Genomic DNA, 24,869 nt, shown 5'->3' with positions numbered 1-24,869 from the left:
ACGGGAGACCGGGTCAGGCCGCGCGGACCGCGTCGCGCAGCGCGTCCGTGCGCTCGGTGATCGACTCGGCGGCGTCCCCGAGCACGTCGAGGGGGTCGCCCTCCTCTGACTTGACCGTGAGGACGGGCTCGGTCTGGCCGCCGGACTGCTCGGGGTTCACGTCGTAGGTCGCGGCCGCGACGTCCTCCGACTCCAGCAGGGCGCCCTTCAGCACGTTCATGAACGTGTGGTCCTCGCCCGCGATCTCGATGTTGAGCTCCGTGTCGGTCTTCTCGATGACCCGCAGTTCCATACCCGAGAGGTCGGGCGAGCGGCGTTTCAAGCTTTCGTCTCCCGAATATCGACGGATGCGGACGGGTCGCACGCGACCCGAAAGCGTATGCCGCCCGCTCCGGTGGCCGTCGTATGGAGATCCGACGGCTACCCGCCACGGCGGCGGCCGCGGAGCGCTACGCGAGGGCGCTGTGGCTCCCCTACCACCGCGACCTCGCGGCCGCTGTGGAGGCTCACGCGCTGGCCGACCGGCCCGACGAGGAACTGATCGCCGCGGAGGCCGAGTTCCGGCTCGACCTGCTCCGCGAGGACGCGGACCGCCGCCTGTGGGTCGTCGCGGTCGACCCGGAGGTCGCTCCGGCCGACGTCGATTCCGAGGCTCTCGACCCCGAGAGTCCCGACCCCGAGGCCCCCGCGCCGGTCGGCGTTCCCGACCCGGACCGCGGCCTCGTGGCGTTCGTCTCGACGAGCGTCGACGCGTGTCCCGAGGTGTTCGACCGCCTGGACCGGCTCGTGGTCGGCGACATCTACGTGGACGAGTCGTACCGAGGGACCGGGCTCGCGGACCAGTTGCTGGAGCGGGCGGCCGCCGACGCGCGCGAGCAGGGCTGCGACGAACTCCGCCTCGACGTGGACGTCGACAACGAGCGCGCGACGGCGTTCTACGAGAAGCGGGGGTTCGAGCCGTACCGGAAGCAGCTGACGCGAGAGGTGGAGTGAGTGGACGGTTTATAAGTCGTTGTGAGCGGATCGGCGATGGACTCCGCCAAATACGTAATCGATTTCTTATAAATAGCGGCCGGTGGATCGGTGGAGAACGCTGCCAACGTCCCAGCTGCTCATTCATAAATAACCGATTGCGGATCGACCGCGAACATCGCCAAAGCCCCAGCCGGGAGGGCGGCGCACGCTCGCTGCGCTCCTCAGTCGCTCGCGCTGCTCGCTCCTTACGGTGCTTACGTCGCCTGCGCCGCCCTCCCGGCTGCCCCTTTGAGCCCCACCCCCCACCGCACAGCACCGCACCTCTCACCTCCCCAGCCTCGTCGGCGGCCCTCCGCTTCGCTCCGGACCGCCGACTCCCTCGCGCGTGCTCCTCGCGGCCGCCGGTGGCGGCCGCTCGCAGGCACGCGCCACCGCATTACCGCACAGGCTCAGGATTCTATTTATAAATAGAATCACCGCACCACGCCCTTGTTCACGACGACCTGCGCATGCCGGCGCGGCCGCTATGCGGTCGATAAACGCAAAACGGGTCGCGTCGGTCGGCCGAGTCGTTACTCGTCGGCGTCGACCGCGACTTCGTCGGCGTCGACGTCGACGGCGGCCTCCTCCTCGGCGGCGACCTCGCGCGGGCGCGCTTCGAGGGTCAGCTTCTGGACCTCGACGCGGCGCAGCGGGTAGATCTCCTTGGCGTCGCCGTAGATGGCCGACGAGAGGTTCCCGTCGACGATGGCGTCGACGAACGCCTCGAAGGTGCGCTCCTCGGCGGCGGCGTGGACCTTGTCGATCATCACGCGACGGATCGCCTTCTCCTGCGAGCGGTCCGCCTTCTTCGTGGTCAGCGCGACGGGCTGGACGCGGACGCGGTAGTCGTCCGTCGTCAGCACCGTGATCGACGCCTCGACCTTCGAGGCGCCGCGGCGGACGAGCGAGCGCAGGTAGTCGCGCGTCAGCTCGTACTTGATGAACTCGGTGTACGCCGAGTCGCTGCCGACGTCGGTGATCTTGAACGTCAGCTTCGTGTTGTTCGCGTTGGAGTCGCCCGTCAGCTCGTCGAGCGTCGTCGTGATCGTGCGGCCGACGACCTGCTGGGGCTCCTCGGCGAGAGTCTCACCGAGCTCCTGTCGGTCGAACTGTTCGGGCGCCAGCACGTTGTACCAGCGCTTCTGTTCTCTGCTCTTGGATACGGATCGTTCGCTCATGTGTCGGGTTGTGTGTCGGTGTCGGTCGTCTGCGGTTCGTCTGCGGAGTCGAGGGTGTCTGCGGCGGCAGCAGCGTCGGCGTCGGCGTCTGGGGCGTCGGCGGCATCGGCGGCGGTCCGCGGCGCGTCCGCGGCGAGATGGGTCCGAGCGCGCTCGGTAACGCGGTCCGCGACCCGGAGGTTCACGAGGTGGTCGTCCAGCGTCGACTGGAGCCCCCCGGTGGTCGGTCGCGCGACGGTACAGGCGACGACGTCGCCGTCGACGCGCGTGCGCATCGAGTCGGTCTCGTCCGGCTCGAGCGCGGCCGCGACCGTCGCGGCGTCGGCGTGCTCGGTCCGGACCGTCGCGGTCCGGTCGGCGTCGGTCGCGGGCGCGGCGTCGTCGGTCATCTCAGATTGCCTCCCTGAGCGCGGCCAGCGCCGCCGTGGCGTCGGCTTCGTCGACGGATATCCCGCCGCGGGCGGGGGTCCCCCAGCCGTCGCCGCCGACCTCGCCGGCGGCGGTCCGGCAGGCGTCACCGAGTCCGACCGGGCCGGTGGCCGCGTCGTCCGCTGCGCGGCTCCCGCCGGTCGCGGCGGCCGCGAGCCGGCCCGCGCCCTCGTCGAGCGCGACCGCGACCGGCTCCGGCGACCGGAAGTCCCGGACGAGCCGGGCGACCGTCGGCAGGACCGCCGGGGCGGCGTCGACGCGGGCGACGACGCAGCCGTCGTACCGGCCGACCGTCGCGGCGTCGAGCGCGCGGTGGGCCGCCAGCCCGTGGCGGCGCCACGCGTCGAGCGCGGCCGTCCGGAGCGACGCCCCCGGGTCGCCCGCGAGCGCGAGCGCGACGCCCGTCCCGGGCGCCTCCCGGGCCAGCGCGTCGAGCACGTCGGCGTAGCCGCCGACCGTCTCGAACGGGCCGTCCGTGGCGTACGGGCGGAGCGCGCGCTCGACCGCCGAGGCCGCGCGGTCGCTGGCGTCGTCGCCGTCCACCGCGTCGACCGCGACCAGCGACGCGAGGCGCCGGCGGTCGTCGGCGTCGGGGTCGGCCGGCAGCCCGAGGGGGGCGAGCGCGTCGCGCGCCGCCTCGGGGTCGCCGGAGTACCGCGTCGCCGCGAGCGTCGAGGCCGCGAGGGCCTCCGCTCGGGACGGCGACTCCTCGGTCGCACCCCAAGCCGGGAGCGCGACGCCGGGCCGCCGCTCGACGCGGCCGGCCCGCTCGGCGGCGTCGAGCGCGTCGCCGGAGCCGTCGGCGCCGGGGATCGACCCGGCCGCGACGACGCCGGCCAGCGCGACCACGGGGTCGGGCTCGACGCCGAGCGCGCGGGCGACCGCGAAGGCCCCCGTGCTGGTCGGCTTCCCCCCGCCGTCGAGCGCGTGCGGGCCGCGGTCGACGCCGACGGTCACCGCGACGCCGTCGTCGACGTCGTCGGGGACCGGATCGGGATCGACCCGCGCCTGAAACGGCGTGCCCGTCGCTCGGAGCGCTCGCGCGAGCAGCCCCGCGGCCGCCAGCGCGTCGCCGTCGTCGGTCGCGACGAGCCGGACGAACGGCGCGTCTGCGAGGACGCCGGCGAGCGCGTCGGGGGCGGGCGTGGCGGACGTCGCTTCGGTCATGTGGTGGGGTTAGTGGTCGGCTGTCGCCGCGTCGGGCCGCTTACTCCTCGAGGTACTCGACGGCGTTCTCGTAGGTGTACGTGAACTCCTCGTCGATCTCGTCGCCGCGGTAGTAGTTCGCGAGGCGACGGATCTTCGACTCCGTGTTCTGGAGCGCGCGCTTGTTCTGGTGGTCCTGCCCGTTCTCCTCCATGTGCTCGCGCAGGCGGATCGCCTGCGACATGAGGTTACGGAGGTCCTCGGGGATGTCGGCGTCGGCGTCGTGCTCTTCTAAGATCTCGGTGACCTTCTTGCCGGTCGCCAGCTTCACGTCCGGGATCGGGACGCCCTTGACGCCCTCGTCGCGCAGCTTGAGGCCGATGACGCTGGGGTCGTGGCCCTGCTCCGCCAGTTCGACGACGCGGGACTCGATGTCCTCGGCGTCGACGTCGCTCCACTCCGGGGTCTCGTCCGTCGCCGGTTTGTCCGAACCGGACGAACCGCGACGGCGCGTGTGCATTCGTGCCATTGTCTGTCTGGTTGGAACGGCACAACCGCAACGTGACCGCGACTCCGCGCGGCGCGGCTACGGACCGCTCGCGGACCGAGCGTGTCCGACCGGACGGCCCGCGCGAGCGGACCGCCCGACCGCGACGCCGGAGGCGTCAGCGCACTGCTACATTCCCAAGCCGCGGGCGAAGAGGCCCTCGGCACGTCGGATCTGCAGCTGTGCTGTTCCCGTATGCGAAGTCGCCGTCGGGGTTCTTAAGCGTGTTCTTGTGTGTCGGAACGGACGACGTGTCGCACTCCGATCCGACGCGGGTTCCGCCGCGTCGCCCGGCTTTGTTCCGCGCGAACGCTCCGCGGAAGGGAGGATTTAGGTGGGTAGTCGATGTTCGGAGGCGTGTGACCGACAAATGACCGATACGAGAGACGCGGTCCCGCCCGCGACCGACGGCGGGGAACCGCCCGACGGCAGCGATTTCGGCGTCGACGACGGGGGAGACGAGGAGCCGCGGATCGAGTTCCGCGGCGGGAAGTGGGCGAGCACGGTCCCGCTCGCCTTCTTCATCGGCTGGGCGATCCTCCAGAGCGGCGTCCTCGGGATCGGTGACACCAACGGCCTCGTCGTGGGCGCGCTGATCGGGACGACGCTCGGGATGTTCCTCGTGCGCGGCGACTGGAAGGCGTACGCCGACACCATCTTCGAGGGGATGACCCAGCGCGTGGCCGCGACCGCGATCGTCGCGTGGCTGTGGGCCGGGATGTTCGCGGAGACGCTTCAGGTCGGCGGCTTCGTCGAGGGACTCATCTTCGCGGCCGACGCCCTGAACGTCGGCGCAGCGACGTTCCCGGCGGCCGCGTTCGTCCTCTGCGGCCTCCTCGCGACCGGCATCGGCACGGGGTACGGCGCGACCGTCGCGTTCGTCACCCTGTTTTTCCCGGCCGGCGTCCTCATCGGCGCGAACCCGGTGCTGCTTTTCGCCGCGATCCTCTCGGGCGCTGTCTTCGGCGACAACCTCGCGCCCGTCAGCGACACGACGATCGTGAGCGCGGTGACCCAAGACGCCGACATCGGCGGCGTCGTCGCCTCGCGGTTCAAATACGCCATCGCGGCGGCGGTCCCGGCGTTCGCCGCGTATCTGATCGCCGGCTCCGCCATGTCCGGCGTGGAGCTGGAGGGCGCCGTCGCGCTGCGCGAGTCCGCGAACGCCCTCGGTCTCGTCCACCTGCTCTCGATGGGGATCGTCATCCTCACCGCGGTCGCCGGCCGGCACATCGTCGAGGCGATATCGTGGGGCCTCCTCGTCGCGGTCGTCTTCAACCTCCTGTTCGACCTGTCGAGCGCGAGCGACATCGTCGTCTTCACGGTCACGGAGGCCGGCGCGCTCTCCGGGTTGCCGGTCGTCGAGGTGGGCGAGACCGCCGGCGTCGGCGGGAGCCTCTACTCCGGCGCGGTCGGCTTCTTCCCGCTCATCGTCCTCACGCTGCTCATCGTCGCGATGGCGCAGATCATGATCCGCGGCGGCGGCTTCGAGGCGATCCAGACGTTCCTCCTCGACCGCGTCGCGACCACCGTCCGCCGGGCGGAGCTGACGATGGTGCTCGGCACCGCGACGATCAACGGGATGATCACCATCAACACCGCGGCGGAGATCGCGATCGCCCCGTACGTCGCCCGCATCGGGGAGAAGTTCAACATCAACGGCTACCGGCGCGCGAACATTCTCGACGCCAACACCTCCGCGCTCGGCTACATCTTCCCGTGGGCGGGCGGCGTGCTGGTCGGGTACCAGGTGATGGTCGGGCCCGACGGGCTCGGCGCCCAGTACGGCCCCGAGATGGTCGTTAATCCCATCGAGGTCGTGCCGTACGTGTTCCACGGCTGGTTCCTCGTGGCCATCTTCGTCCTCGCCGCGATCACCGGCTTCGGGCGGGAGTACATCCCCGACCGCGTCTCCGAGGAGGTGTCGCGCGCGTGAGCGTCTTCGACAAGTTCCTCGCCGGCTGGTCGTTCCGGGGGTCGAAGCCGAACTACGCGGCCGGCGACGCCATCGAGGTAATGGTGACCGGCGAGGAAGGCGGCGGCCACGTCGCCCGCATCGGTGACTCGACGCTCCGGATCGAGGACGCGCCGGCGGACGCGGTCAACACCCGCGTGATCGTCGACGTGGAGTCGTGGGACGACTCGGCGCACGCCGGGCGGGCGACCTACCGGAAGACGGTGGGCGAGAGCGCGTTCTAATCGGCTGTCGGCGGTTCGGTTTCGGTTTTTGTCGGTCCCGTCGTTTGTTTATAAATGACCGATCCCGGATCGGTGGCGACCACCGCCAAATTCCCAGCCGCTCTCTTATAAATAGTCGACTGCGGATCGACGACGAACACCGCCAAAGCCCCAGCCCCGACGGCTCGCGCGGCTTGCTGCGTTCCTCGCTCGGTCGCTAGCGCTCCCTCGCTGCGGTACTTGCTGCGCCGTGCTTCGCCCTCGCGGCTGCCCCTTTGAGTCCCACCCGACCGCGACCGCACAGCACCTCACGCCTCCCCAGCCTCGTCGGGCGCATCCTGCGGGCTCCCTCCGGTCGCCCTCGGAGCGCCCGACTCCCTCGCGCGTGCTCCTCGCGGCCGCCGGTGGCGGCCACTCGGAGGCACGCGCCACCGCAGTTGTTTTTAAATATCACACTGTCGGAGCGGGGTTCAGCCGCCGCGAATCGGCGGGGAGCGGCGCGGACCGGGGCGCTTTTTATGACCACGCTCGAATCGGAAGGTGTGCTATCGGTCGAGCTACACGCGCACTCCGCGCTGTCGTACGACGGGCGCGACCCGGTCGACCTCCTCTTGGAGCAGGCGGCCGCGGTCGGGCTCGACGCGCTCGCCGTCACCGACCACGACGAGATCGACGCCAGCATCGAGGCGGCCGAGAAGGCCCCCGAGTACGGGCTGGTCGGCGTCGTCGGCATGGAAGTGACCTCCGCGGTCGGCCACGTCCTCGCGTTCGGCATCGAAGAGGAGATAGAGACCGGCCTCCCCTTCGACGAGACGCTCGACCGGATCCGCGATCAGGGCGGGATCGCGGTCGTCCCTCACCCCTTCCAGAAGTCCCGCCACGGCGTCGCCGCGCACATCACCGACGAGCAGCTGGCGAGCGCCGACGCCATCGAGGTGTACAACTCCCGGCTGTTCACCGGGCGCTCGAACCGGCAGGCCGAGAAGTTCGCCGTGCGCAACGGCCTCCCGATGACCGCCGGCAGCGACGCCCACATCTCCGAGATGGTCGGGCAGGCGGTGACGGAGGTCGGCGCCGACGAGCGCTCCGCGGCCGCGATCCTCGACGGCATTGCGGACGGCCGGACGAGCGTCGTCGGCAAGCGCACCCCGTGGCGGGTCTCGCTCAGGCAGTTCGGCGGCGGCGCCAAGCGCCGCGCGCTCCGCGCGCTCGACTCGCTCCGGTGACCGAGATGCCCGCCTCTCCTCTCGCCGACCTCCGCGGCGCCCCCGCGGACCGCGTCCGCGACGCCCTCCGCGACGGCGACCCCCTTCCCGGCGGCCGCGGCTTCGCCGGTTTGCTGGCCGACCCGACGAGTTCGGACCCGACGAACCGCGAGGGACCGGTCCTCGTTCGGGACGTCCTCGGCCGCCAACCCCTGTTCGTCGAGGAGGAGGCGCTCGACCCCGGGACAGAGCGCCGGCCGACGGACCCGCAGGCGTGGGACTTCGACCGCGGCGCGCTCGACGACCCGAAATCGGTCCCGGCCGGGAGCATCGCCTCGACGGGCGGGACCGAGCGCGTCTGGCGGCTTCCCGCCCCCGGCCCGACCGCGGACCGGGAGGCCGCGCTGTCGGCGGTCGACGACGCGGTGAGCGGTGCCCTCGACGACCTCGCGTCCTCGGTTCGGTCCGCGGACCGGGAAGCGGAGGGCGACGGCGGCCTCGCGGTCGCCTTCTCCGGCGGCGTCGACTCCGGGCTCGTCGCCGCCGCGGTCCCCGAGGCCCCCTGTTACGTCGCCGGCTTCGAGGGGAGCCACGATGTCGCCGCCGCGCGCAAGGCGGCGGACGCGATGGGCCGCGACCTTCGGGTCGTCGATATCACGCACGACGACCTCAGGCGCGCCGTCCGCGCGGTCGCGGCCGCGACGGGCCGCCGGAACCCGATGGACGTCGCCATCGCGGTGCCGCTGTTCCTGACGGCCGAGGCGGCCGCGGCCGACGGGGTCGACCGGCTCGCGGTCGGACAGGGGGCCGACGAGCTGTTCGGCGGCTACAGCAAGGTCGTCGACCCCGCCGAGGACTCTCGGGTCGACGCCGACACCGTCCGCGGGGCGCGGACCGAGACCGTGCGCACGCTCCCCGGCCAACTGGAGCGGGACGTGCTCGCGCTCCGCGCCGCCGGCGTCGAGCCGGCGACGCCGCTGCTCGACGACCGGGTCGTCGCCGCCGCGCTGGCGCTCCCGGACGACCTCCTCGTCGACGGCGACGAGCGGAAGGTCGCGCTGCGACGGGTCGCCGCCGGGCGCGTGCCGGAGTCGGTCCGCGCCGCGGACAAGAAGGCGGTCCAGTACGGCACGTACGTCTCCCGCGAACTCGACCGGCTCGCGCGGCGGGCGGGCTACAAGCGGCGGATGGACGACCACGTCGGGAAGTACGTTGAGGCGCTGTGCGCCGAGGAAAAACCGGCCGGTGAGGGCCGGGACTGACCAAGTCGCCGCGTGGAGTACCAGTCCGGCGGCCGACGCCCGATCGGTCGGGCGTCTACTCGGGGATCGGCGGGACGGATATAAAATCCGGGCAGTAGCGACAAATATGACGGTCTTTCGACCCGAATAGAAAACGATCGTTTCCTCATTCATGCTTTCGCTTCCGAACAACCACATTAGAAGCGTGCTTTGCCGGAGAAAGTTCACGTCTATCGGGAGAAAACCGGCCGGTCCCACCGATTCCGGGGCGGTCCGGACGTCAGCGGACCAGATACGGATCGCTGCCGGCGACGAACCGGCCGAGGTCGCTCTCGCGGCGGAAGTCGGTCGACCGGAGCCCCCCCAGCGAGTCGACGAGCCGGTCGGCGTCCCCGTCGGTCCAGTCTGCGGGGTCTTTGACCGGCACGACGAGCCAGCCGGCGCCGAGCAGTTCCTCGCCGTGGAGCGCGTCCATGTCGACCTCGGTCTTCCAGGCCCGCGCGGTGTACGTCTCGAGGACGTGTTCGGTCGCGCGGGCGCCCACGGGAAGCAGGACGTGGGCCGCGATGGCGCGGAGCTCCGCGTCCAAGAACCGCTCCATGTCGGCGTAGGCGTCCTCGTCCGGCGCCGCCTCGCTCGCGCACATGTGGAGGTACGAGAGGAACGTTCGGTCGGTTCGGATCGGGTCGACCGCGGTCGGGTCGCCGTCGCGCGCGACGCCGTCGGGACCGACCCCCGCCGCGAGGCCCGCGATCAGTCCGGCCGCCGAGAGCGCCGACAGGAACGCGGGCGACCACGGCTCGCCGGTGAAGGGGACGCCGGCCGCGCTCCCGCCGTGGACGCCCGGCCGGTCCCCGACGACGTGGAAGTCGGCGTTGGCGTCGCCGTAGCCGGGGACGAACGACTGGCAGTCGGGGCGCATCCCGAAGGGGTTCCGGACCTGGTCCGTGACGTTCTGCACGCCGCACGGTAGGCGCGCACTCGGTTATATTCCGTTCGGTCCGGCGCGGCGGGGATGCGAGGCGCACGAGCCGCCGTGGATTCTCATAAGTTATGCTGATAAATCGAGTCCGACCGGCTTGGGATACGCGTCGTTCGCCGCCGCGGCCGAGAAGTTTCATAATCGTTAATTTAGAAACAGAAACCGCACGACAGCATCGGGGTACTCTCGGATCCACGCACGGAAGGTATATATACGTCGCCGCGTTCGGCTCGGGCAGAAGTCCAATGTTCGACCGCATCCGCACGGCGGCCCTCTTCGGGCTGCATCAAGCGACCGTCGCCGCCGGAATCTCGCTGTTCCCGGTGGCCGTCTTCGCGCGTCAGCGCCTCGGTGTCAACGTCCCGATCGGCCGGCTCGTCGAGACCACCACCGAGGCGTTCGAGAGCGACGACGAGGAGTGACCCACCGGCCGAGATAGCTCGTTTTGCGCGACCGCCCGCTCACCCCGAGCGACCGCGCCGCCCCGACCGATCGCTCCCGTTCCGTCCCGTGCGTGGCCGCCGTCGAGACCAGACGTCTCACCGCGGTCGGCCGGTCGCGGCCCGGCGACGGATAGGCTCGTCGGAACCGGTCGGCGGCCCCCGAAGGGTTGCCTTTATCAGCGCGCCGAGCCAACAAGCGTGTAATGCGAACACCGACTGGCGACCTCTCAGACGGCCCGGCGGCGGACCTCGGCCGCGACCAGCCCGTCTTCGGACCGGAGCTCGGCGAGTTCGAACACAGCGAGCGCCGCGCCGCGAAGGCGGACGGCGACGGCGAGATGAAGACCGGGACCACGACGGTGGGAATTAAGGCCGAAGACGGCGTCGTGATGGCGACCGACATGCGCGCCTCCCTCGGCGGTATGGTCTCCTCGAAGGACGTCCAGAAGGTCGAGGAGATCCACCCGCGCGGCGCCCTGACCATCGCCGGCTCCGTCTCGGCGGCCCAGAACCTCATCTCGACGCTCCGCGCCGAGACGAGCCTCTACGAGGCGCGCCGCGGCAAGGACATGTCGATGGAGGCGCTGTCGACCCTCACGGGGAACCTCCTCCGCTCCGGCGCGTTCTACATCGTCCAGCCGATCCTGGGCGGCGTCGACGACGAGGGCGCGCACATCTACTCCATCGACGCCCTCGGCGGCACGACCGAGGAGGAGTACACCGTCACCGGCTCCGGGTCGCAGTACGCGCTCGGCGTCTTAGAACAGGAGTACGACGACGACGTCGACATCGAGGAGGCGAAGAACATCGCCGCGAAGGCGATCCAGTCCGCCGTCGAGCGCGACCTCGCGTCCGGGAACGGAATCAACGTCGCCGTCGTCACCGACGAGGGCGTCGACATCACCCGGTACAAGGAGTTCGACGACCTGCTGTAAGGACTCTCCCGCCGTCGGCGCGGCGTCGTCGACCGATTTTCACCGATATTTTCGACCGACCGCGAGCGGTGGGTCCGCGCTTCGCTACTCCGGCGTCACCGCCGCAGGCCCGGCGGCGCGCGGATCCCGTCGCCCCAGTAGAAGCGCGGGCCGAACAGGAGGTAGCCACAGGAGAGGAACAGCAGCGCGAACGCGAACCCCTCGCCGATCCACGCGGGGAGCGCGCCCGTCGCCATGTGGCCGGCGGGCGTGAGGATCACCGCGGCCTGAACGACGCCCATCACCAAGGCGTCCTGCGCGTGGAGGTCCGGGTACGTCACCGTCGACCCCATGAGCAGCGCGAACGTCACCGTCGCCGCGACGAGGAGGAGCGGGGCGGTGTAACCGGCGATGACGGCGGCCGCGAGCACCGTCGCCGCCAGCGTGGTCGGGACGCCGACCGTCTCGCGGGAGCCGTCCTCGTCGGCCGTGTACAGTCCGAGCCGGGCGACAGCGGCGGCGACGAACAGCGCGCCCGCGCCGACGCCGCCGGCGACGAGCAGGGGGTCCGTCGCGAGCGAGCGCCCGTCGGACACTACCGCGGCGACGAGCGCGGCGGGCGCGACCCCGAAGGAGGCCACGTCGGCGAGCGAGTCGAGGTACGGCCCGGCCGGCGTCGACCCGCGGTGCCGGGCGACGACGCCGTCGAGCCCGTCCGCGACGGCGGCGAGGAGGACGAGTCGGGCCGCGAGCGCGACGTCGACCGTCGCGGCGACGACGGCGAGGAAGCCGACGGCGGCGTTGGCCACGGTCACCGCGTCCGCGAGTCCGAGCCGCCGAGCGAACCGCAGAGGCATACCGTACCGGTCGACGAGCCGGGTTTTAGGGCTTGTTATCTCGTCGACCGCAGGCGGGGAGTCCGTTCCGCGAAGCGCGCGCCGCGGGCCGGAACGCGGCCGCGGTCAGGGGACGTACCAGATGCCGCGCCCGAAGTCGAGCCACTCGCCCACGACGACGTGCGGCATCGCGATGACGCAGACGAAGATCGTGTAGAAGGCGACGGCGCCGGAGAGCAGCGAGCCGCCGGCCAGCGGGTTCGGGGCGACGGTCCACAGGGCGGCCGCGACGGTCGCCGTGACCAGCGCGCCGACGACGAGGACGCCCCACGCGACGACGAGCGAGACGCCTTCCGTCCGGTCGGGCTGCTCCTGCTCGACGACCATGCTCCGCGCCGACTGCCGCAGCGAGTACCACAGCGGGAAGTAGAGCCCGATGGCGACGACCACGGGCACCAAGGCGAAGTACGCGACGAGCAGCAGCGTCTCCGCGGCGTCGAGGAGCCACGACCGACTCACGCCGCCGGTCGAGCGCAGGCTGGTCGCGAGGCCGCCGCCGAGGTGGACGGCCACGCCGAGCCCGAAGGCCGCGCCGAGCGCCGTTGTGAACGTCTCTGGGTTCGACGCCGCCGGCCCGGCGAGTTGGCCGTCGAAGACGCCCAGCATGATACTGGTGAAGCTGTAGTAGGTCTCCGTCCAGAAGACGGCGGGAACGACCATCACGGCCCCGCCGCGGATGAGCGCCGCCAGGGCGCGCTGCGGCCTGGTCGGGAGGTGGTCCGTCCCGACGAGGGCGTCCATCACGCGCAGGTCGCCGTGCCCGCCCTTCGCGACCGCCGTCCCGAACGCGAGCGCGAGCGCCGGCAGCGGCGCGACGACGAACAGCGCCACGAACGACGCGACGAAGCCGAGGTAGAGACCGACGTACCGCGCGCCGAACGGGAGCCCCCGCCGACGGAGGTTCGAGAAGTGCTCGTACCCGCCGTGCGGGAGGTTCAACGCGACCATCCCGACGAGGTACGCGATCATCTGGGTTCGGAGCGACACGTCGGTTCCCGCCGCGGACAGCGCACCGAACCCGACCGCGAGCAGGAGCAACGCCGCGCGCGACGCACCGATGGCCGTCCGTTCCGGTTCCCCGAGCAGCCGCCGTACCGGGCTCGCCGTCGACGTCGACATGGTCGTACGTACGGTCGGGACGGGGTTAGGGGCTCGCCGTTATTATTGGGGCTTTTATGTTCCCCTCCGCGCGCCCGCTGGGCGGACGGGGGGCTCCCGACGCCTCGGTCAGTACGTGTGGATCACTTCCCCGCAACGCGTGCACTCGATCGTGTCCGATCGGAACAACCGCTCCTTCTTCTCCGTCGGCCCGTTACACTCGGGGCAGACGCCGAGGTTCCGGCCGTCCGCCACGCGCGCGGACAGATCGAGGAACTGGTTCTCCAACTTGTCGATCTGTTCCGACTGCGCCTCGACGACCGACTGTAGCTCCTCGATCGTGTCCTCCCGCTCCTCGACCGCGGTGGACAGCTCCTCGATCCGCCGTTCGTACTCGTCTATCGCCTCAACGTCGATGGTGACGTCGTCGGTCGCCTCGGCTTCGACCTCCTGTTCCGCGGTGGTCTCGACGGTCGATTCCGCTTCCGCCTCTGTGTCTTCGTCAGCCATGTCACACTCGTAGTGCCCCAGGCTCATTACTTTCGGGCCGACTACGTTTCCCCGGAGGGAGGACGCGCCGCGGGCGGCGACCCCCCAGACGCCACCGCGCTCTGTCGTCTGGGACGGGCCGTACCTAACTGGGTTGGCATCGATCTCAATAGAGTATATACTGTATGAAAATGTGGGTATGGACCCGATAGCGCTAACGGCAGCCGTTGGAGCGGATCTGCTCGGGGACGGTCGCCCCGAGACGCTCTGGTTGGGTATTGGCACACTACTAATGCTCATTGGGACCTTCTACTTCATCGCCCAAGGATGGGGCGTGACGGACAAGGAGGCCCGTGAGTACTACGCGATCACGATCCTCGTTCCGGGGATCGCATCGGCAGCGTACCTTGCGATGTTCTTCGGCATCGGTGTGACCGAGGTCGAGCTCGCCAGCGGAACGGTGCTCGACATCTACTACGCACGGTACGCTGACTGGCTGTTCACGACGCCGCTGCTGCTGCTTGACCTCGCCCTGCTGGCGAAGGTCGACCGCGTCACGATCGGGACGCTCATCGGCGTCGACGCGCTGATGATCGTCACCGGCCTCATCGGCGCGCTCTCGAAGACGCCGCTCGCGCGGTACACTTGGTGGCTGTTCAGCACGATCGCGTTCCTGTTCGTGCTCTACTACCTCCTCACGAGCCTCCGCAGTGCGGCCGGGGAGCGCTCCGAGGAAGTGCAGACCACGTTCAACACGCTGACCGCGCTGGTCGCCGTCCTCTGGACGGCGTATCCGATTCTGTGGATCGTCGGGACTGAGGGCGCCGGCGTCGTCGGTCTCGGTATCGAGACCCTGGCGTTCATGGTGCTCGACGTGACTGCGAAGGTCGGCTTCGGGTTCGTCCTGCTCCGCAGCCGCGCCATCCTCGGCGAGACCGAGGCTCCCGAGCCGTCGGCTGGTGCCGACGCTCAGGCCGCGGACTGATCGGCAGGCTGACTCGACGCAACCGAACAGCACGGTTTAAACCGCTTTCGCCGTTCATTTTTCGACGTGACCGACACTAACACCGAACAGGCACCGGTGCTGAACACGCGGTCCGTCGTCGGACTCGCCGTCTGCCTCGTGATCGCCCTCTCCGGGATCTTCCTGATCCCGACGCTCGAGTCGCGCGCAGGGTTCGGCCCGACGTTCTGGACGATGATGGCACTAGAGCTGCTCGCCATGCTCGGCGTGGCGTACTTCGTGTTGAACCTTCACGAGGAGTAGACCGGCGACGAACGGTGGTCACCGCGACCGTTGTTCCTCGCTACCGACCGCGCGCCGCCGACGGTCTCACTCCGCCGGCGGTTCGACGTCCTCACGCCCGTCGTGGGTCGACGGCGACGTCGCGGCCAGGGCGCGCTCGAAGTGGTCGCGCCCGACCGTCGGGTCGGCGGGCGGTCCGCCGTCGACGATCGCGTCCTCGATCGCGAGCAGTCCGGCCTCCCGGACCAGCGCCGCGATGTCGCCGCCGCTGTATCCGGTGGTGCGCTCCGCGAGGGAGTCGAGGTCGACGCCGGACGCGACCGGCATCTCCCGCGCGTGAATCCGTAGGATGTCGCGGCGCGCCTCGCGGTCCGGAAGCGGCGTCTCGACCGCCTTCTCGATCCGCCCCGGCCGGAGCAGCGCCTCGTCGATCGTGTCCGGGCGGTTCGTCGCCGCGATGACGGCCACGTCGGTGAGCGGCTCTAACCCGTCGAGCTCGGTCAGCAGCTGCGACACGACGCGCTCGCCGGCGCCGGTGTCGTCGCCGCGCCGCTTCGGGGAGATGGCGTCGACCTCGTCGAAGAAGATCACCGCCGGCGCGTTCTCGCGCGCGGTCGCGAACAGGTCGCGGACGGCCTGCTCGCTCGCGCCGACGTACTTGTCGAGCAGTTCGGGCCCGTTCACCGGGATGAAGTTCGCGTCGCTGAGGCTCGCCGCCGCCCGCGCGAGCAGCGTCTTCCCGGTCCCCGGCGGCCCGTACAGCAGCACGCCGGACGGGGGGTCGATCCCCATCGCCGCGAAGCGGTCGGCGTACTCCAAGGGCCAGTACACCGCGCGCACCAGCTCCCGCTTGGCCTCGTCTAACCCGCCGACCTCGTCCCAGCCGACCGCGGGGAACTCGACGGTGACCTCGCGGAGTCCGGTGGGCTCGACGTCGTCGAGCGCGTCGTCGAAGTCCGCCATCCGGATCGCCGTGCGGCCGTCCCGGCGGACCGCGCGCTCTAGGGCGGCGTCGACGAGGACGGCCAAGTCGGCGAACACGTAGCCGTTGAGCCGCGAGGCGACCGACTCGAAGTCGACGTCCATCGCGAGCGGCGCGCCCTCGCACAGCGCTTCGAGGGCGGCCGCGCGCTCCGCGGCCGTCAGCGGCTCGACCTCCATCTCGCGGTCGAACCGGCCGCCGCGTCGCAGCGCCGAGGGCACGGCGCTCGGGTCGGTCGTGGCCCCGATCACGACCGTCCGGTCCCCGGCGCGGAGCTCGTCGATCGTCGACCGGAGGCGGTCGGCCAGCGCGGAGCCGGCGCCGTCGTCGGCCGCGAGCGCTTCGAGGTCGTCGAGGAGGACCACGGCCGCCTCTCCATCCGGGACGGTCTCGACGACGCGGTCGAGCCGGTCGCCCCGATCGCCGGCCCGCTCGCCCCGGAGGCGCGCTGCGGAGATCCGAACGAGCGCCGCGCCGGTCGCGGCCGCGACGGCCTCGACGAGCGCCGTCTTCCCCGAGCCGCGCGGCCCGTGGAGGAGCAGCCCCAGCGTGGGTGAGCCGGCGGACTCGAAGGCGTCGGCGGCCTCGAACCGGGTCGCGACCGCGTTGCGGAGGCGCTCGAACGTCGCCGTCGGGACGAACCCGTCGCCGGCGCCGGCGTCGCCGGGGGACTCCGCGACGACGTCCGGTCCCCCGTCGTCGGCCGCGACGACGATGTCGGTCTCGTCGGTGACGACCGCGGGCGACGACGGGGTCACGCTCCTGACGTCGAACCGGAGCGTGAGCGCGCCGCCGAGGCGGGTGACTTCGACCTCGTCGCCCACGGCGATAGCCCGGCCGTCGAGCCGGCTGCGGATGGCGTCCTCGCTCCGTTCGAGGTCGACCGACTGGCGGAGCCGCAGGGTGATCGACGACGCGACCGGGAGCTCCGAGGCCGCCACGGTCGCGGCCTCGCCCGGTTCCAGGCCGGCGGTCCGGCGGAGTCGCTCGGGGAGGAAGACGGCCCGAGCCCCGTCGTCGACCGCGACGACGGGGGCGACGACGCGGTGTGCGCCCTCGACCGCGACCGAGTCGCCGAGGCCGATCCCGAGGTCCGCGAGGACGGTCTCGGGGAGACCGACGCGGTCTCCGGGGACGGACGTCGGCGGCTCCCGGACCGGGATTCGCAGGCTCATCGTTCGTGGGCGAGACGCCGCTCGTGGACTCGCTCGCGAGGCGCCCCGCCGGCGACGATCGTCGGCAGCATACGTCGATCGCTACGCGCAGCGAGCACAAAGTAGTCATGGCCTAACGGGACGCGGTCTGCGGGGTTCGGTCACGCCGCCAAGGGGCTCGGAGCCAACGCGTCGGAAGACTGGCAACCATTAACCCGTATCGGAACAAACGGTGGAGCATGGCGAACGCTCGCGCTCTGCTCGTCCATCCGGACGAGGGGAGCGATCGGATCGAGACGGCGCTCGACGCGGCCGGATTCGACGTGACGCGGACGGACACCGCGGCGTCGGCGGTCGCGAAGGCGACGACGGGCGAGTACGACTGCGTCGTCAGCGAGTACGCGCTGGCCGGCGACGACGGCGTGGCGCTAGCGACCGCTATCGAGGAGGCCGACGCCGGCGTGCCGGTCGTGATGTTCACAGAGACCGACGAGGACGGCGTCCCGGAGGCGGCCTTCGAGAGCGGCGTCGACCGGTTCCTCCAGAAGAACGGCTCGGCGTCGATCGAGCAGCTCGTGGCCGACGTCACGGCGGTCTCCTCCGGGGCCACCGCCCCGGAACCGCGTCAGGACGTCTCCGACCACGAGCCGTCCGCGACGGAGGTGACGCGCGCCGTCGAGGACGCGCCGATCGGGATCAGCATCAGCGACCCCGACCTCCCGGACTACCCGCTCGTGTACGTCAACGACGCGTGGAAGGAACACACCGGCTACCCCGTCGAGGAGGTGCTCGGGCGGAACCCCCGGTTCCTCCAGGGGCCGGGGACGGAGCCGGAGACCGTCGAGGAGATCGCGGAGGCGATCGGCAACGAGGAGGAGGTGACCGTCGAGATCCGCAACTACCGACGCGACGGGACTCCGTTCTGGAACGAGCTGACGGTGGCGCCCGTCTACGACGAGGGCGGCGACCTGGCCCACTACGTGGGGTTCCAGAACGACGTCAGCGAGCGGAAGGAGGCGGAGCGGCTCGCGGAGGAGCGGGCGAAGAAGCTCGCGACGGAGCGCCGGGCGCTCGACAGGCTCCTCGGCCGAGTGAACGGCCTCCTCAGCGAGATCAGTCGGATCCTCGTCGAGAACTGGGACCCGGAGGTGATCCCGGAGCGCGTCTGCGAGGTGGTCGCCGGCGAACCCGGATACGCCGGCGCCTGGATCGGGGAGGTCTCCTCCGCGACCGGGCGCTTCGAGGTCGGCGCCGCGAGCGGCGTGGCGGTCGAGCCGGGAACGACGCTCGACGTCGAGGAGACGCCGGCCGAGGTCCGAGAGGCGATCGAGGCGGAAGAGCCCCGCGGCGGGTCGGTGGAGCGGGGCGGCGGGGGCGGCCCGCTCGCGCCGGAGTCCGCCGGTGGGACGCAGCTGCTCGTCGTCCCGCTCACGTACGGGGAGCGTCGGTTCGGCGTGTTGGGGATCTACGGGAACGGCGCGAACGTCCTCGACCGACGGGAGCGGAAGGTGTGCGAGTCGGTCGGAAAGATGATCGCCAACGGCCTCCACTCGGTGGAGACGACGCGGATCCTCACCACCGACCGCGTCTGCGAGATAGTCGTTGAGATCCGGGACCCGTCGTCGTCCCTCACGCGGATCGCCGACGCGGTCGGCGCGGACGTGGAACACCTCGGGACGACGCGCCTCGACGACGACGCCGGCGAGCTGTACTTCCGGGCCGACGGCGACGACGTGGACCTCGACGAGCTCGCGGCGCTGCCGCTGGTCGAGTCGATGCGCCCGGTCGCGGAGACGAACGACGACGTCAGCTTCGCCGTCACCGTCACCGAGTCGCCGCCGCTCGCGCAGCTGGCCGACCACGGCGTCGTCGTCACCGACGCGACCGCCACGGCGGACGCGGCGACGGTAACCATCGAGGCCCCCCCGGAGCACAACGTCCGGTCGATCCTCGACGTGTTCCGCGAGGAGTACGAGGGCGTCGAGCTCCGCTCGCGCGTCGAGCGCGAGAGCCGCGACCGCACCGTCGCGGAGTTCGCGTCGGCGGTCGACGAGCGGCTCACCGAGCGGCAGCGCGCGGCGCTGAAGACGGCCGAGCTGAACGGGTACTTCGAGTGGCCGCGGCCGGTCGACGGCTCCGAGATCGCGGAGCGGATGGGGATCACCCGGCAGACGTTCCATCAGCACCTCCGCGCGGCCGAGCGCAAGCTGGTCGAGGCGTACGTGGACCCCCGGTCGAGCGGATGATCGGGGAGCCGGCGGCGGGGCGTCGAGGCGAATGAGCGACGAGCAGCCGGATTCGGGCGAGGACCCGTTCGCCGCGAGCGACTCGATCGTCGTCGCGGCCGACCCGGAGACCGTGTTCGCGTTCCTCGACGACCCCGCGAACCACGCGGCGATCACGCCCGGACTCACGGACGTGAGGGACGTCGAACCGCTGGACAACGGCGGCAAGCGCCTCGCGTACACGTATCGGATGCCGGGGATCGGGATGGACGGCGAGATCGTCCAGACGGTTCACGAGCCGCCCGGGCGGCACGTCTTCGAGCTCCGCGGGCGACTCACCGGGACCATCGACCTCCGGCTCGCGCCCGTCGACGGGGGGACGGAGCTGACGTACGCCGCGACGTACGGCCTGCCGGAGAACGCGCTCACGAGGGTCGGCGCGCCCGTGATCCGCCGGTTCAACGAGCGACAGCTCCGGGCGGCCTTGGAGAACGTCGCGGCGCGGTTCGACGGGGCGTAGCCGCGCCGAGCGCCCGCCGGAGAGGGCGTGTGTCGCCGCGCCGTCCCTCGGTCGGCGCGCGGCGGTGGCCCCCGGCGTGCGAACTATTAAGCGTGCGATGCTCTAAACGGGAAGTATGGATCTGATTCCCCTCCAATTCGGTTTCGGGCTGGTGAGCGTCGGCCTGCTCGCGCTTCTGCTCGTGGTCGTCACGCTCTGGCAGTCGTTCGAGATCGTCGACGCCACCGAGAAGAAGTCGCTCACCGTCTTCGGTGAGTACCGGAAGCTGCTCGAACCGGGTATCAACCTCATCCCGCCGTTCGTCTCGCGGACGTACGCGTTCGATATGCGGACGCAGACGCTCGACGTGCCCCGTCAGGAGGCGATCACCCGAGACAACTCCCCGGTGACCGCCGACGCGGTCGTCTACATCAAGGTGATGGACGCGAAGAAGGCGTTCCTGGAGGTCGACGACTACAAGAAGGCCGTCTCGAACCTCGCGCAGACCACCCTCCGCGCCGTGCTCGGTGACATGGAACTCGACGACACACTGAACAAGCGACAGGAGATCAACTCGAAGATCCGGAAGGAGCTGGACGAACCCACCGACGAGTGGGGGATCCGCGTCGAGAGCGTCGAGGTCCGCGAGGTCAACCCCTCGAAGGACGTCCAGCAGGCGATGGAGCAGCAGACCTCCGCCGAGCGCCGCCGGCGCGCGATGATCCTCGAAGCGCAGGGGGAACGCCGCTCCGCGGTCGAGCAGGCCGAGGGTGACAAGCAGTCCAACATCATTCGCGCGCAGGGGGAGAAACAGAGCCAGATCCTCGAAGCGCAGGGGGACGCCATCTCCACGGTCCTGCGGGCCCGCTCCGCCGAGTCGATGGGCGAGCGCGCCATCATCGAGCGCGGGATGGAGACCCTCGAAGAGATCGGGAAAGGCGAGTCCACCACCTTCGTCCTCCCGCAGGAGCTCACCAGCCTCGTCGGCCGCTACGGCAAGGCCCTCTCCGGCTCCGACGTTCAGGAGATGGAGGGGCTCGACGGGAAGGAGTTCGACGCGGACACGCGGAAGATGCTCGGCCTCGACGACATCGACGAGATCCTCGGCCAGATAGAGGAGTCCGCGGAGATGAACGTCGAGGAGCTAGAGAAGGAGGCGGAGGCCGTGAAGTCGGGCGACGCCGGCGCGAGCATCAGGTCCGCCGACGAGGTCATCCAGGAGATGGACGAGGAGGAGGCGGCTGCGGAAGTGGAGAAAGAGGAGTAGATCGGCGCGAAGCGCCGCCGAGACCGCGATTTTTCGTCGCGAACCGATCTCGCGAGCGAAGTGCTTTTGTCGGGGCGTAGACTAGTACGGGTGTGACAGAGGGGTTCGACGGGCAGAAACGCGAGACGCTCCGCCGGTTCGCGGCGGTCGGAGCGGCGGCGCCGTTCGTCGGCACCGCGAGCGCCGACGACGGCGACGACGAGAACGAGACGCGGGAGGCGATCCGCGGCTACGTGCCGACGACCCCCGGCGCGCACTTCTCGAAGCTCCGCGACGACCTCCGTCTCGGCACCGGCGAGGCGCAGTACCACCTCCGGAAACTGGAGGAGGCGGACGCGATCGAGTCCGAGAAGGACGCCGACTACCGCCGCTTCTTCCCGGCGGGCCGGTTCGATGAGACCGACAAGCGGGCGCTCGGCTACCTTCGCCGGGAGACGCCCCGCGGGATGATCCTCGCGCTGTTGCGCGACCCGGAGGCCACCGGCGCCGACCTCGCGAGCGCGCTCGGCGTCTCCCGGCCGACGGTAAGCGCCGCGGCCGCGGACCTCGAGGCCGCCGGCCTGCTCGACCGGACCGGCGGATACGCGCTGACCGAGCCGGAGCGACTGCTCACGCTCGTCGTCCGGTACGCCGACTCCTTCGACGCCGAGGCGGTCGCGCTCGCGGACGACGCCGCGTCGCTGGTCGCGTACGACCCCTGACGCGCCCGCCGAGACGACCCCCGGTCAGGCCGTGACCATCCACGTCGTGCCCGACGAGTAGCCCCACTTCTCGACGTCGACATCGGTGGCCGCGTCCGCCACCGCGCCCATGTTCGCGCCGACCTCCTTGGCCGAGAGACCGAGGTCGTCCGCGATCAGCCGCGATTTGAAGTACGTCCGGTCGGACGCGTTCTCGCGGAGGTACCGGAGGATGCGCGCCTGTTTCGCTGAGAGACCGGTCGATTCGGCCGCGACCGCGTCCGGCTGTGCCGTGCTCATACCGGTACCACGTCGTCACCCCGCATAAGGCGGTTGGTAGACCGGGTTAACACGCCGCTGTCGGGCGGTTTCGCGCCGCGACGGGGCCGAGAGCGGCGCCCCACGACCGCGTTTGGGTACGGTCTTCGAACCGGACGGCGACGCGGCGGTGCCGTCGCGTCGGGATCAGTACAGATCGGAGACGAACGGGCCGAGCGCGCCGCTCACGCCGGCCGCGAGCGCCTCGGCGCGACCGACGCGGCCGCCGGTGAGCGCGCCCGCCGCGCCGCCGCGCGTCGCGACGCCGTCGGTCCCGAGACGGTCGTCCATCACGGGACCGAGCTCCTCCCCGTCGTCGATGCGGGCGGCGACGTCCGCCGGGAGCGCGAGGCTCGGACCCGCGGCGCGGCCGACCCGGTCGCCGTCCGTCGCCGCCGCCCACATGATCAGGTAGCGCCCCTCCGTCCCGTCGAACCGCGCGACGCCGCCTTCGACGCCGACGCCGAGGTCGTAGGCCGGTGCGCCGTCTCTCGGTTCCGCTTCGAGAACCGCGGCCGCTCGGTTCTCGGCGCCCGCGATCGTCTCCGCGTGGCCCGTCGGCTGTTCGCTCACGCCGGAGTCGACGGGGACCGACTCGACCGCGACGCCCGTCGGACCGCCGGGGAGGTCGGCGTCGGCCGCCGACCCGAGCGCCAGTTCGACCGCGCGCCGCTTCACCGGGTTGCCGCTGCCGACGCCGACTCGCAGGGTCGTCATGTCCGGGCGTCGTCGCCCGGGGCCGAAAACGCCTCGGGATGGAGCAAGCGCGCCAGCCGCTCGATCCCGTCGAGGAGCGCGGGGCTGGGCTGGTTGAGGAGGGAGTCGTCGATGACGTTCACGGGGGCGTCGACCCAGTCGCGCTCGGCCACGGTCGCGGGGTCGACGCGGTCGCCGTGCCCGCAGACGTGGACGACGACGCGGTCGGGGTCGGCCCGCTCGACGTTCGCGGAGTCGACCTCGCGGGAGCGCTCGCCGGAGTCGACGAACGGGTAGCGGCCGCCCGCGGCGCGGACGGCATCCGGGACCCAGTTGCCGGCCGCCATCGGCGGGTCGGACCACTCCTCGCAGTACACCGTCGGTCGGGGGCGGTCGGCCACGGCCTCCGCGATCCGGTCGAGTCGGGCGCGCGCGTCGGCCGCGAGTCGCTCGCCCGCCTCGGAGCTCCCGACGTCGCTCCCGCGGGCCGCGAACCCGTCGACGGCGTCGTCGAGGGTCGCCGGCTCGCGGTGGGCCACGTCGAGGCCGCGCTCTCGGCAGTCGGCCGCGAGGTCGGCCTGGAGCGCGTCGCTCGTGAGGACGACGTCGGGCTCCAGCCCGGCGACGCGGTCGAGGTCGGGGTTCAGCCACCCCCCGACGACGGTCGGCGGGTCGGTCCCGTGCGCGGAGCCGGCGGCCGCGGGTTCCGGGAGGTCGCAGTGGGCGGTGACGCCGACGAGGCGGTCGGCCGCGTCGAGCGCGGCGACCGTCGCGGTCGCGCTCGGGGCGAGCGAGACGACGCGGGGCGCGGACATGGCCTCCGATCCGGCCGCGACCGTGTCAACGGTTTCGGTCCCGACGGGGCGCCGGTGAGAGCGGGATCAGGAGACCGGCGAAAACACGTGATAGATCGTGTCCTTTCGTCGGGTTTCGAGCGACACGTTCCGGTCGTTTTAAGTTGTGTTCCGCCGACGGTAAGATAAGATCGCTCTCGGGCAGTTTCAGTTTCCGGGGGCCACCGAGCTATGAGTGAACGACTACACACACGGGGGAGTCGCTCCCGAACGGAGACGAACGAGGAGGAATCGGAGGAGACCGACGAGACGCTGAGCTGCCCGGAGTGCGGGGGTCACGTCATCAACGACGAGGAGCACGGCGAGACGGTCTGCAGCGACTGCGGGTTGGTCGTCGAGGCCGACTCGGTCGACCGCGGGCCGGAGTGGCGCGCGTTCGACTCCCGCGAGAAAGACGAGAAGAGCCGCGTCGGCGCCCCGACCACGAACACGATGCACGACAAGGGGCTCTCGACGAACATCGACTGGCGCGACAAGGACGCGTACGGCCGCTCGCTCGGCGCGCGCCAGCGCCAGAAGATGCAGCGGCTCCGCAAGTGGAACGAGCGGTTCCGCACCCGCGACTCCAAGGAGCGCAACCTCAAGCAGGCGCTTGGAGAGATCGACCGGATGGCCTCCGCACAGGGCCTCCCGGACAACGTCCGCGAGACCGCTAGCGTCATCTACCGCCGCGCGCTGGACGAGGACCTGCTCCCCGGGCGCTCCATCGAGGGTGTCTCGACCTCCTGCGTGTACGCCGCCGCCCGGATGGCCGGCGTCCCGCGCAGCCTCGACGAGATCGCCGACGTCTCGCGCGTCGAGAAGGCCGAGATCGCGCGGACGTACCGCTACGTCGTCCGCGAGCTGAAGCTCGAAGTGAAGCCGGCCGACCCCGAGCAGTACGTCCCGCGGTTCGCCTCGGACCTCGAACTCTCCGAGGAGTCGGAGATGCGCGCGAAGAGCCTCCTGCGCAACGCCAAGGAGAAGGGCGTCCACTCGGGCAAGTCGCCGGTGGGCCTCGCTGCGGCCGCCGTCTACGCCGCCGCGCTCCTCACGAACGAGAAGACGACGCAGGCCGCGGTGTCGGAGGTCGCGGACATCTCCGAGGTCACCATCCGGAACCGGTACCATGAGCTCCTCGAGGCCGAGGACGGCCTCGTCGCGTAAGCGGACGCGCTTTTCACGATCCGTCCCGACTTCGCGGAC

At 71.1% G+C, this 24,869-nt stretch carries 27 protein-coding genes; 14 read left to right on the top strand and 13 right to left on the bottom strand.

Features of this window, described 5'->3' with window-relative positions; all coding sequences use genetic code 11:
* Positions 1–13: 13 nt before the first annotated feature.
* Positions 14–292 (bottom strand): DNA-directed RNA polymerase subunit L, encoded by a 279-nt coding sequence (locus KI388_RS01735; protein ID WP_215087691.1) that lies wholly within the window; start codon positions 290–292, stop codon positions 14–16.
* A gap of 113 nt (positions 293–405) precedes the next feature.
* On the opposite strand from KI388_RS01735, the gene KI388_RS01730 reads away from it, so the two are divergent.
* A complete protein-coding gene (locus KI388_RS01730; RefSeq protein WP_215087690.1) occupies positions 406–993 on the top strand; it encodes a GNAT family N-acetyltransferase in 588 nt (195 codons plus the stop codon).
* 554 nt (positions 994–1,547) lie between these two features.
* Here KI388_RS01730 and KI388_RS01725 read toward each other — a convergent pair.
* Genes KI388_RS01725 through KI388_RS01710 form a run of 4 tightly spaced genes read right to left on the bottom strand, consistent with a single transcriptional unit; the run spans position 1,548 to position 4,299 of the window.
* Positions 1,548–2,195, bottom strand: a complete 648-nt coding sequence (locus KI388_RS01725) for a 30S ribosomal protein S3ae (protein WP_215087689.1) — start codon at positions 2,193–2,195, stop codon at positions 1,548–1,550.
* Positions 2,192–2,584, bottom strand: a complete 393-nt coding sequence (locus KI388_RS01720) for a KEOPS complex subunit Pcc1 (protein ID WP_215087688.1) — start codon at positions 2,582–2,584, stop codon at positions 2,192–2,194. The genes KI388_RS01725 and KI388_RS01720 overlap by 4 nt, the downstream gene beginning before the upstream one ends.
* Position 2,585: 1 nt before the next feature.
* Positions 2,586–3,791, bottom strand: coding sequence for an exonuclease RecJ (locus KI388_RS01715; RefSeq protein WP_215087687.1), 1,206 nt, complete (start codon positions 3,789–3,791; stop codon positions 2,586–2,588).
* A 40-nt stretch (positions 3,792–3,831) separates the two neighbouring features.
* Positions 3,832–4,299, bottom strand: a complete 468-nt coding sequence (locus KI388_RS01710) for a 30S ribosomal protein S15 (RefSeq protein WP_209546857.1) — start codon at positions 4,297–4,299, stop codon at positions 3,832–3,834.
* 388 nt (positions 4,300–4,687) lie between these two features.
* On the opposite strand from KI388_RS01710, the gene KI388_RS01705 reads away from it, so the two are divergent.
* From KI388_RS01705 to KI388_RS01690, 4 genes are all read left to right on the top strand, one after another.
* Entirely contained in the window at positions 4,688–6,253 is a 1,566-nt protein-coding gene (locus tag KI388_RS01705) for a Na+/H+ antiporter NhaC family protein (RefSeq protein ID WP_215087686.1), read from the top strand.
* Entirely contained in the window at positions 6,250–6,516 is a 267-nt protein-coding gene (locus KI388_RS01700; protein WP_215087685.1) for a hypothetical protein, read from the top strand. Before KI388_RS01705 ends, KI388_RS01700 begins: the two co-directional genes overlap by 4 nt.
* A 521-nt stretch (positions 6,517–7,037) precedes the next feature.
* Positions 7,038–7,721, top strand: a complete 684-nt coding sequence (locus tag KI388_RS01695; protein WP_215087684.1) for a PHP domain-containing protein — start codon at positions 7,038–7,040, stop codon at positions 7,719–7,721.
* Between the two features lie 5 nt (positions 7,722–7,726).
* Positions 7,727–8,962, top strand: a complete 1,236-nt coding sequence (locus tag KI388_RS01690) for an asparagine synthase-related protein (RefSeq protein WP_215087683.1) — start codon at positions 7,727–7,729, stop codon at positions 8,960–8,962.
* Positions 8,963–9,221: 259 nt separating this feature from the next.
* Here KI388_RS01690 and KI388_RS01685 read toward each other — a convergent pair whose 3' ends face one another.
* Complete coding sequence (locus KI388_RS01685) at positions 9,222–9,902, bottom strand: uracil-DNA glycosylase family protein (RefSeq protein ID WP_215087682.1); 681 nt, start codon at positions 9,900–9,902, stop codon at positions 9,222–9,224.
* A gap of 266 nt (positions 9,903–10,168) precedes the next feature.
* Between KI388_RS01685 and KI388_RS01680 the strand changes: the two genes are divergently transcribed.
* Entirely contained in the window at positions 10,169–10,345 is a 177-nt protein-coding gene (locus KI388_RS01680) for a hypothetical protein (RefSeq protein ID WP_215087681.1), read from the top strand.
* 224 nt (positions 10,346–10,569) lie between these two features.
* On the top strand, positions 10,570–11,301 hold the full coding sequence (gene psmB / locus KI388_RS01675) for an archaeal proteasome endopeptidase complex subunit beta (protein WP_215087680.1): 732 nt from the start codon (positions 10,570–10,572) through the stop codon (positions 11,299–11,301).
* 95 nt (positions 11,302–11,396) lie between these two features.
* Here psmB and KI388_RS01670 read toward each other — a convergent pair whose 3' ends face one another.
* From KI388_RS01670 to KI388_RS01660, 3 genes are all read right to left on the bottom strand, one after another.
* The gene (locus tag KI388_RS01670) at positions 11,397–12,137 is read right to left on the bottom strand and encodes a protein sorting system archaetidylserine synthase (protein WP_215087679.1); all 741 of its coding nucleotides are present in this window, start codon (positions 12,135–12,137) and stop codon (positions 11,397–11,399) included.
* Between the two features lie 105 nt (positions 12,138–12,242).
* Positions 12,243–13,295, bottom strand: a complete 1,053-nt coding sequence (locus tag KI388_RS01665) for a Brp/Blh family beta-carotene 15,15'-dioxygenase (protein ID WP_215087678.1) — start codon at positions 13,293–13,295, stop codon at positions 12,243–12,245.
* Between the two features lie 108 nt (positions 13,296–13,403).
* A complete protein-coding gene (locus KI388_RS01660) occupies positions 13,404–13,784 on the bottom strand; it encodes a SlyX family protein (protein ID WP_215087677.1) in 381 nt (126 codons plus the stop codon).
* A gap of 271 nt (positions 13,785–14,055) precedes the next feature.
* On the opposite strand from KI388_RS01660, the gene KI388_RS01655 reads away from it, so the two are divergent.
* Together KI388_RS01655 and KI388_RS01650 are read left to right on the top strand one after the other, a co-directional pair.
* Positions 14,056–14,748: a bacteriorhodopsin gene (locus tag KI388_RS01655; RefSeq protein ID WP_251133181.1), complete on the top strand. Its 693-nt coding sequence runs from the start codon at positions 14,056–14,058 to the stop codon at positions 14,746–14,748.
* Positions 14,749–14,814: 66 nt separating this feature from the next.
* Positions 14,815–15,030 (top strand): hypothetical protein, encoded by a 216-nt coding sequence (locus tag KI388_RS01650; protein WP_251133180.1) that lies wholly within the window; start codon positions 14,815–14,817, stop codon positions 15,028–15,030.
* A 66-nt stretch (positions 15,031–15,096) separates the two neighbouring features.
* Here KI388_RS01650 and KI388_RS01645 read toward each other — a convergent pair whose 3' ends face one another.
* Positions 15,097–17,166, bottom strand: coding sequence for an AAA family ATPase (locus KI388_RS01645; protein ID WP_215087675.1), 2,070 nt, complete (start codon positions 17,164–17,166; stop codon positions 15,097–15,099).
* A 218-nt stretch (positions 17,167–17,384) separates the two neighbouring features.
* Here KI388_RS01645 and KI388_RS01640 point away from each other — a divergent pair, with 218 nt between their 5' ends.
* The 4 genes from KI388_RS01640 to KI388_RS01625 all read left to right on the top strand — a co-directional run bounded on the left by KI388_RS01640 (position 17,385) and on the right by KI388_RS01625 (position 21,837).
* Positions 17,385–19,391 carry a bacterio-opsin activator domain-containing protein gene (locus KI388_RS01640; RefSeq protein ID WP_215087674.1) on the top strand — a complete coding sequence of 669 codons (2,007 nt, stop codon included), beginning with the start codon at positions 17,385–17,387 and terminating at the stop codon, positions 19,389–19,391.
* Positions 19,392–19,422: 31 nt separating this feature from the next.
* On the top strand, positions 19,423–19,890 hold the full coding sequence (locus KI388_RS01635; RefSeq protein ID WP_215087673.1) for an SRPBCC family protein: 468 nt from the start codon (positions 19,423–19,425) through the stop codon (positions 19,888–19,890).
* Between the two features lie 115 nt (positions 19,891–20,005).
* The gene (locus KI388_RS01630) at positions 20,006–21,136 is read left to right on the top strand and encodes an SPFH domain-containing protein (RefSeq protein WP_215087672.1); all 1,131 of its coding nucleotides are present in this window, start codon (positions 20,006–20,008) and stop codon (positions 21,134–21,136) included.
* Positions 21,137–21,228: 92 nt separating this feature from the next.
* Positions 21,229–21,837: a MarR family transcriptional regulator gene (locus KI388_RS01625; protein WP_215087671.1), complete on the top strand. Its 609-nt coding sequence runs from the start codon at positions 21,229–21,231 to the stop codon at positions 21,835–21,837.
* A 24-nt stretch (positions 21,838–21,861) separates the two neighbouring features.
* Here the strand turns inward: KI388_RS01625 and KI388_RS01620 are convergent, their stop codons facing one another.
* The 3 genes from KI388_RS01620 to KI388_RS01610 all read right to left on the bottom strand — a co-directional run bounded on the left by KI388_RS01620 (position 21,862) and on the right by KI388_RS01610 (position 23,645).
* Positions 21,862–22,116, bottom strand: coding sequence for a hypothetical protein (locus KI388_RS01620; RefSeq protein WP_215087670.1), 255 nt, complete (start codon positions 22,114–22,116; stop codon positions 21,862–21,864).
* Positions 22,117–22,281: 165 nt separating this feature from the next.
* Positions 22,282–22,851: an inosine/xanthosine triphosphatase gene (locus KI388_RS01615; protein ID WP_215087669.1), complete on the bottom strand. Its 570-nt coding sequence runs from the start codon at positions 22,849–22,851 to the stop codon at positions 22,282–22,284.
* Positions 22,848–23,645: a cobalamin-binding protein gene (locus KI388_RS01610; RefSeq protein ID WP_215087668.1), complete on the bottom strand. Its 798-nt coding sequence runs from the start codon at positions 23,643–23,645 to the stop codon at positions 22,848–22,850. Before KI388_RS01610 ends, KI388_RS01615 begins: the two co-directional genes overlap by 4 nt.
* Before the next feature lie 210 nt (positions 23,646–23,855).
* Here KI388_RS01610 and KI388_RS01605 point away from each other — a divergent pair, with 210 nt between their 5' ends.
* Complete coding sequence (locus KI388_RS01605; protein WP_215087667.1) at positions 23,856–24,830, top strand: transcription initiation factor IIB; 975 nt, start codon at positions 23,856–23,858, stop codon at positions 24,828–24,830.
* The last annotated feature ends 39 nt before the right edge of the window (positions 24,831–24,869 follow it).

Origin of the sequence: Halorubrum sp. 2020YC2 (assembly GCF_018623055.1) — an archaeon.
Classification (GTDB): domain Archaea; phylum Halobacteriota; class Halobacteria; order Halobacteriales; family Haloferacaceae; genus Halorubrum.
Note: the sequence above shows the minus strand (reverse complement) of the source record. Positions and strands in the feature narration are given on the sequence as shown.